This is a genomic window from Micromonospora sp. NPDC003776 (genome assembly GCF_053605645.1).
In genome coordinates, this window is sequence record NZ_JBSGJR010000001.1 from 40,778 (window position 1) to 49,241 (window position 8,464).

3 protein-coding genes are annotated in these 8,464 nt (G+C 65.9%); all 3 read right to left on the bottom strand.

The features are described from left to right. Nucleotides 1-20: 20 nt before the first annotated feature. Genes pglX through ACWEVO_RS00145 form a run of 3 tightly spaced genes read right to left on the bottom strand, consistent with a single transcriptional unit; the run spans nucleotide 21 to nucleotide 8,344 of the window. Nucleotides 21-3,581 carry a BREX-2 system adenine-specific DNA-methyltransferase PglX gene (gene pglX, locus ACWEVO_RS00135; RefSeq protein WP_452305342.1) on the bottom strand — a complete coding sequence of 1,187 codons (3,561 nt, stop codon included), beginning with the start codon at nucleotides 3,579-3,581 and terminating at the stop codon, nucleotides 21-23. Between the two features lie 2 nt (nucleotides 3,582-3,583). After that, nucleotides 3,584-7,858: a BREX system serine/threonine kinase PglW gene (gene pglW / locus ACWEVO_RS00140; RefSeq protein ID WP_452305343.1), complete on the bottom strand. Its 4,275-nt coding sequence runs from the start codon at nucleotides 7,856-7,858 to the stop codon at nucleotides 3,584-3,586. A gap of 6 nt (nucleotides 7,859-7,864) precedes the next feature. Further along, a complete protein-coding gene (locus ACWEVO_RS00145; RefSeq protein WP_452305344.1) occupies nucleotides 7,865-8,344 on the bottom strand; it encodes a transposase family protein in 480 nt (159 codons plus the stop codon). Nucleotides 8,345-8,464: the final 120 nt, after the last annotated feature.

An 8,464-nucleotide genomic window follows, 5' to 3' on the forward strand; every position in this document is an offset into this window, starting at 1 on the left:
AAGCTGCATCGTCATGGCTGTCACGACCTCGGTCGGCGTCCTCGGCTGGCGGCCGGCGGCCTCCAGGCACCAAGCTGCTCGACCGTCATGCCCACCTGGTGAGCGCGACCGCGCAGCTGCTCCTCCAGGTAGTCGGCCAGGTTGAGCTGGTAGGTGGAGTCGGTCTCGTCGTGCCACTGCCGCACCCAGGGCTGAAGCTCCGCGAGACCGGCGACCAGGGGGACAAGCTTATCGTCGGCCCAGCCTTCCGCCTCCCGCTCGGCGATCACCGCGTTCAGGGCCAGGGCCTGCTGAGCGTGGTCCCAGCCGGCCCAGCCGAGCAACTGGGTGGGGTCGGTCTCTCGCCCAGCGTTCGGGTAGAGGATGAACCGCTCCTTGGGTACGTCGAGCTTGCCCCGGTGCTGCCACCACGACTGCTTCCGGAAGTCCGCGGACGTGTACGTCGGCGGCACCGGAATCTCGCCGACTTTCTCGCCCTTGTCTTCACGGCGTTGCAGATCCCAGGTGTGCTCCCAAGCTTCACGCTTGCGAAGTCCCGAATCCTTGAGCCGGTACGCGGCCAGGAAGGGCACGCTCTCGGTGTCCAGCAGAGCGGAGAGCTGCTGGGTGACCGACCGATCCTTGCGTCCGTCCCACAGCTGCAGGACGGAGACGAGGTCTGCGTCACGGGTCACGATGTCGGCGAGCTGAGCAACCGATCGAGCGGTTGGCCGCCCCTGCGCATCAAACCAGTACGAGCGGGCTTCCAAACGGTCGAGCAGCCACCGCCGTAACGCCTTCTCGACCCGCTTTTCCCACGGCTCGGTGGCCCACCGCCGCTTGTACTCGGGACGCTCAAGCAGGTTGATAAACTTGTTTGACTCAATCAGATCAAGCCGCCGCTGCACTACATCGCGATACTCTTGCACCCAATGCGTGGGAATCTCTGTCACCTGCGAGTATCGATGGTTCCAATGATCGAACCAACTTGTATCAATCCGACCAGCTTGGACTTCTCTGGCTAGCCGTATGGCGAAGGCGCGCTCTTCCGAAGCAATGGCTGGAAGCGCATTTCCAGTGAACGTCAAGCCTTCGTCAATGAGTCCATAGGAGAGGTAAACTTCCCAGTCGAGTTCTTCCTGTTCGGCAATCATTCGCGCATGAATCATCAGCTCCTGGTCTGCGACACGGCTAAGTGATTCAGCCGTGGGAATAGAATCCGGCGAAGTCGCATCTTTCAGCAGTTGCTGATGCGTCGACGCAAGACCGTTCAACAACTCCGCGCGGGCCGAAAATGTGCACGACGGCAATGGAAAATCTTGAAGGGTGGTCCCCGTAAACTCAAAGCGGCGCTCCCAAGGCTCATCGGCGCCTGCCGCGTCGGCGCCTGGACGACCCTTGTCGTGGCTGTTCTGCTTGAGCCAGAAGCAGGCCGTCGAGGAGTTCAGCACTCCGAGCAGCGCGAGGTGATCGTCCTCCGTCGCCCCCTCCGGCAGCTTAATCACCGGCGCTGTGCTGGCAGCGAGCTTACTGTCGCGATCAAGCGCAAATTGGTTGTGAGTTGCCACAAAAGCGAACGCAATGGAAAGACCTCCCAGCCGCTTCGGGTAGGATTCGAGATGATCGAACCACGGCCGCTTCTTGTCCTCTAGAGTTTCGCCAAATATCAATCGCCTACGAAGTACCGTCCGCTGCGGCCAAAGCAGTGCAACCACGCCCGAGTCATGGGCGACTGGCTGATTGGCGCGATCATCAGCGTAAGGCCAAAGCGCAAATGAGTTGGCACCTGCAACGTAGTCGCGAACAGCTTCACCTTGCATGATGGGGCGAGCGTCGACGTTTCGGCCATATCGATGCACAGTCCGGAGACTCGGGTAGTACCACGCGTCGTCGCCACCCACCTTGGTGGTGCGGCCCAGGTCGAGGATGACTTCTCCAAGCGCCTGGCTTTTTGCGTCCGTGATTTTCTGAGCGAGCGCCGACGCTCCGCCGCCAGCAAGACTCCAGGGATGTGTCGCCAAGACCTTGCGCGGGAGACGGGTGACCGAAACAAAACCACCCTGATCATATTCGTCTTTGTCGATATTTTTAACAATTTCAGTCCAGACAAGGCCCTCTCCCGGGATATCGGGTTGGCCTGGTTCGCCGCGGATCCCTAATACTGCCTTGACAGTGTCAGTCGAGGCCGCCTGGTGTCGGCCTACTATTATGACCGTCGGAGTTCCGTGACCAGGGATGTAGGCACCAGAGGTATCAACGACAAGCCTAAGGTCCTGTTTGCTGAGGAAGTCCTCGATCAGTCGGGATCCAAACTCCCGCTTCATAAACGAGTTCGACGTGATTTGACCGACCCAACCTCCCTGGCGATCACCCAACGTAGGCCTAGCCAGCTGGAAGAATCGTTCCATGAAGGGGATCGTCAGCGCGTACGTTCCCTTGCAAGTTGGATAGAGTTCGCGGTAGGCCGCGTTGAGCTTCTTGTCCCTAACGGGGATATACGGCGGATTGCCGACGACGACGTCGTACTGTCCCGGTTCGAGGATCGAACGAAGGGCCGCAAGGTCTTCGGTCGCGTAGGCGAACCCGCTGAGCCCTGAGTCGTAGTCCTCCATGCCCGGCAGATCCAACGCCAGCTGCGCGCGCCCATGCAGCAGCGAATCCCCGGCTGCGAGCTGGAATCGGAACGCCGGTGCGTATTCCAAGGACGTGAGGCTGGCTGCCTGAAGCGCTGCGACCATCAGCCTGAAGCGGGCGATGGCTACGGCGAACGGGTTTAGGTCGACGCCGTGGATGGCGTCGAGGGCTTTCTGTACTCGCGCCTGCACCTCCATGCCCGGCGCGTGCGTCGCCCAGAGGTCCTTGAGTCGCACGAACGCGCCAAGCAGGAAGTGGCCTGATCCGCACGTGGGGTCGATGAGTTTGAAGCCTTCGAGCGGCCGCTCGTCGAGTGCTGGTTCCATCGCCTGGTCGAGGATGAACTCTTCGACAAACTCCGGCGTCTGAAGCAAGGCAAAGGTGCTCTTGGCGTAATCGGACAGATCTTGGTAAAGGTCGCCGAGAAATCGAGTCGACAAATCGCGATCAGCGAAGGTCCAGACGAGGTCGCCGTCGGCGGTGCGTTCGCGCCAGAAGGCGATGAGCCGCTTGGCGGCCTGACCCGACGGAGAGACCGTCCAGAGCGGCGAATGTGACTCGACCAGATCCCGGGTCGCCTTCGTGTTCCGCAGGTATTCGACCGCCTGGAGCACCCACTCGCGGTCGGTGTCTTCGGGATGGGTGCGGAAGTAGGAGAGTTCTGCGTCCAGCGCCTCCTGCCGGCGGTCGGCGGGTCCGGCGATCCAGACCGGCTTGAGCAGGCGGTTGTCCTCGCAGAATCGTACGAAGACCGTGGTCAGCACCCAGGCGACGGCCGCCTGTGTCACCCGGTCGTCGCGCCATTCCTGCCACGACATAGCCGTTCGCTCGCGGCTTTCCGCGGCCTTGTGCTCCTGCTTCCACGTTGCCAGCACGTCCGGCTGCGAGGCGACGCGATCGCGAAGGTCGTCCTCCAGATCGAGGACCACCTTCTTGAGCGCTGCCGTCAACCCCGTTGAGACCGCCATTGCTACTGCTCCTTCTGCGTAGCTGCGCTCAGGGCAGCCATGCTGTCGATCCACTCGTTGTCGAGGTTGACGAACTGGTTGGGTGCGGCGAGCGGGACCGGCCGGCCGTCGACCACAGGACCGTGGTTGCCGTTGAGCTGCGGCACTAGCAGCCAGACCGCCCGGCGGCGCGGCGCGGCCAGGTCGGTCCAGCGGGTCAGCAGCGCCATGTTGTCATAGCGCGCCAGCGGCGACGCGTCCGTGAGCAGCACCGGCGAGTCCGCGCTCCCGTCGGCAAGGGCTCGCTCGACGGCCGCCTCGACCTCGGGCCAGGACCGACGAACCAGCTCTTCCAAACCCCGGCGGGGACGGCTCGACTCGCGTTCGGCGTCCGCGGCGCGTACCAGATCCCAAGGCATGTTGGCAGCCGCGGACACCGACCGCAGCGCCTCCAGCAACGCGCCCGTCAGGTCAACCGTGGTAGCGCCGTAGCGGGCCCGGGCAGCATCGATCAACCGGCCCAGGCGGTCGGCCCGGGTGCCGAGCGCGAGGAACGACCGGCTGCCGATAGACGTTTCTAGCCTCGCTCCCAATGCGCCGGTCGTGCCGACGGGAGATGTCGTCACCGCGAGGCTGGTCGCCGACCGGGACTCCAGCCCGGTTGTCGCCGCGCCGGTCTGCAGGGCCCGATAGACGCGCAGTCGGTCGTCGAAGGTCAGGCCGAGACCCGCGTCCGTGATCAGGCTGTCGAGCGCCGGCCGCTGCGGCAGCGCCGAGACCGCGGGGAACCGGACCCGTACGCGTTCGCGGATTTCGTCCGGGGTGAGCTGCTGTCCGCCGAAGTCCGCGAAAGTCTGAGCCAGGGCCGCCACCGCGGTGAGTTCGCGGTGGTGCAGGTCGCCGGCACCGGTGGCGGCTGCGTGGGTCGACGCGGCTGCGGCCAGAGTCACGCGGCGCAGCGGATCGGCGAGGGCCGCCGGCCAGCTGCTCTCCGCGGGAACGGCCGCTTCGAGGCGGGCTTGCACACGCTGAGCCGGAATGATCGCGTTCGCGGCGTCGCCGGTGGCACCGACCAGGCGGTCCGCCTCGGCGGCGAGCGATTCGGCGACGTCACACAGCGTCTGATCCTCGGCTAGGAGCGTGACGACTCCCGCCCGTCGGCGGACCCAGACCGGAAGCTGCGAACCGTCGGCCTTGTTCATCGCTTTGCGCCGTTCCAGCGCGAAGCGGAGCAGGCCACGCGCCAATCGCTGGTCCACATGCGTTTCGGGTGCGAGCGTTTCGAGCACCGTGCGGGTCAGCTCGGCGACGGTCGCGACGGAGCCGAGCTCGGTGAGGCGGGTAGAGACTGCCTCCGCCAGCCGGTCAAGGAGGGCCCGCGCGTGATCGTCCCCCGCCCACCGCTCCTGCAGGGTTCCGAGCAGTGTCGTGATGCGCGACGGCTGCACCGGATCGTCAAGGTTCGCCCCGAGCTGGGCGTGCGTGGCGAAGGCATCGAGCGCTGTGTCGAACCCCAGGACCAGCCGGACAACTCCGCCGCGTGACGGTGAACGCGGTGTGGCGACGACACGCAGCAACAGGTCGGCGGCGGCCGTGGGAGTGAGCGCCGGACCGCTTCGGTCGGTCGTACGGACTTCGGAACCGAGCCGAGCGCGCCACTCCTTGATGCGTGACGTGATCTGCAAGCGAGTCGAGTTCGCGACGCCCTGCAGCCGGGACAGCCTGACCGGGTCGACGGTTAGCAGCTCGCCGACGGTCTCGACGGCATAGGGCTCCAGCGCCGACAGTGCCCGGCCGGTCAGCCCGGAGTCACGCAACGGCGTGGTCAGTGTGGCCTTGGCAGCAAGTTCGTCGTACGACTCGCCGGGCTCGGTGGTGTCGTCCTTCGCGAAGATCGTCAGCCACGCGGTGCGCATGGCCTCGGCGGTGTGATGCCGGGCTCCGGCGTCGCTGGCCAATGCCTTACGGAAGAAGTCGACCAGATCGCCGGCCAACGTCTGGTCGAACATTTCCGGCCTGATGGTGGCCTCGTCCCGGGTGCTTCCCGGGTCGCCCTTGCCGTCTCCGTAGACCGGGACGCTGCCGGTCGCCATCTCGAAGAGAACCACGGCTGCGGCATAGCGTTCCGCCGCCGAGTCGTATCGATCCCTGGCGCCGGTCAGAAACGGGTCGAGGTACGGCGGGGTGCCGGCCTGCGTGGCGGAGGCTGCGGCGCGGGTCAGGGAGAAGTCGAAGAGGATCAGGTGCTTGGTGCGGTCGCCGCGGCTCTCCCGTACGCCCAGGTTGGACGGCTTGATGTCACGGTGATCAATCCCCGCCTTGTCGAGCGCGACGAGGCTGTCGAGCAGGTCCTTTCCATACCGGTCAAGCAGGTCGTACGACAGCCGGGTGCGCGCCCGCAGAGCGCTGGTCAACGTTTCCGGTCCGGCGCTTTCGAGCAGCAGCGCCCGCCGGCCACCAACGACTACGTGCGGATCGAGAACCTTCACGATGCGGGGGTGGTCGAGCCGCTTGAGCGCCTCCGCCTCATCGTCGAGACGCGTCGCGGCCGTATCGTTGAGGGCCACCTTGAGGACGCACTCGGGGTCTCCTTCGGCGAGCAGATCCTGCACGAGCAGGCCCACGGCCGTCGAGCCCTGCCCGAGCCGCCGGATCAAGCGGAACCTTCCGTCGAGAACGGTGCCGGGTGCCGCCTCGAGCGGGTCGGTCTCCTCGTTCGCGGTGGCGGCGTCGCGCTCGGCCGCGCCGAGCTGCGACAGGAAGGTCGTGACGTCGGCCGTCCGCCGGCTGGGTGCCGGATCGGTCGCTTTGAGGACGAGCGAGCGCAGCGTCGAGGGGATCTGCGGCAGCTCGATCGCCAAGTCGAGGCCTTGCTGGTCGCGCAGGCGCTGCTTCAGGGCACTCCGGCTCGGTGCCGGCGATCGCCCGGTGAGCAGATAGAAGGCCAGGCTGCCCAGACCGAACACATCTAGCCGGATGCGGTCGGCGTCCGCGCTCCAGGCCCCCTCGGGCGCGGTGAACACCTCGGCAGCCCCTGATCCGTGATCGTCGAGGGACACGTCGACCAGCGAGGTCACGCCATGAACCGTGCCGCTGGTGGCTAAGACGCTCTGGAGACTTCCGGAGCCCTGCCAGTCACCGACCCGAACTTTGACGTCACCCTGGGTGCCGGGGACCGGACGCACCCACACCGCGGACGGAATCAGCCCGCGGTGGACGACCCGGTTGTTGTGGGCGTACTGCAAAGCCTCGCCGATCTGGCGGATCATCGACAGCTGCGTCGCCAGCGGTACGCCCTGTTCCTGCCCGGCGAGCCACAGGTCGAGACGTTGCCATTGCTGGTCGTACGGGTAGACAAGCCCGATGCCAAGTTCGGATTCGACCAGGTCGCGAGGGCGCAGCAGCCCGTCGTGCTGCAGCCGCGACATGATGCGGAACTCGTGCTCCGCGATCTGACGGGCCGCGGCGCGCTCCGGTTGACTCGCTGTCGGCGGCAGCACCCGGAAGCGGATCCGGGCACGGTCCTGCTGGACCACCCGGTGGTAGGCGAGCCAATCCTGCCAGCCTTCGTCGGAGTCGATGGCCTGGTCTTCGATGACCCAGGACCCTGCCTCACGTTCCCGGCGTTGCACGAGGCCGATGCGCTCCAACAGCTTGACCAGGATGTGCTCCTGGTTCGGGCCGATCGCTCGCCGTCCTGCAGGTTCGAGCACGAGTTCGGAGATGCCCGTGAGGTGGCTCTGCGAGACGCGGTCGTCGAGGCCATAGAGGTTGATCGCACTCGCCGGGCTGAGAACGCAGCGCAGGTCGGGGTGGTGCAGGAAGACGGCCTCCTGGACGAACGGAATGACGTCCCGCTCGTCGGAGATCTGAACGTTCTGCTCCTGCGCCCACAGCCGCAGCTCGTCTCTCAACTTGCTCGCGAAATACTGCGCTTTACGCCGCGTCAGCTTGAGCGGGGAATCTTCCGGCCGCCGACCGTCACGGGCCCAGCGCTGATCGTCACCCCGGAGTGTGCCGGAGTAGTACTTGAGCTCGATGAGGTGCAGCTGCTTACGACCGAGAAGGAGCAGATCGACCTCGTGCCATCGGCCCCGCGAATCGCGGAACTCAAAGTTCGACCAGGCGCGAAACGGCGTCTCGTCGGGCATGATCGCCCGGACCAGGGCCAGTCCCTCGGCTTCGTGAGGAAACTGCGAGGGTGAGACGTCGACCCACCGGTCCTGCCCAGCCTCTACCACTGTTCCACCCTCCGCCCCGCGCCCGGTTCGTCCCCACCGCTCCGGCCGCAGCAGCATAACCGGTCAGTAGCCGACGGTCGTCGTCTCATTCGGCAGGACCTCACCGAGCGTTGGGTCAGCGGTGATGAGTCCGCTCACCACCAAGGGACCGCCCAGCGCGGTCGCGGCCGGGACGTCAGCGACCCACTCAGCGATCGCGGCGTACGAGCGGTAGCCGGCCACTACGGCACACATGGCAGCAGTGACGACGACCGTGAGCTGGTACCGCACCCCGCGACGGGCACGGGGATCCGGCAGAGCGTTGTCACCTTCCGTTGCCGGGCATTGAACAGAAGGTAGCCGTCGCGTGAGCCGGTGTAGATCAGTAAACACTGGCTGAGGCATACCACCCTGACCTGGGTCGAGCGCACCTACGGTCACGCCGTCGCCCGCGCCTACGCCAGACACACCGACGGCGCCGGGAGCGGCTCGACGGCCACCGACGTAGGGGCAACTCTCCACCAGGTCGCCGTGGCCTTGGCCGGCCTGACTGGCGAGGAGCATCCGCTCGCTGCGGAACCCGAAACGATGATCACCTGGTGGCCTCCCTCGCGTGCGGCGAGGGTGGCCACCCTTTTCTGTCGGCGGTGTGCGGCCCCGTAGGGTTGCCCCAGTCGGTACGAG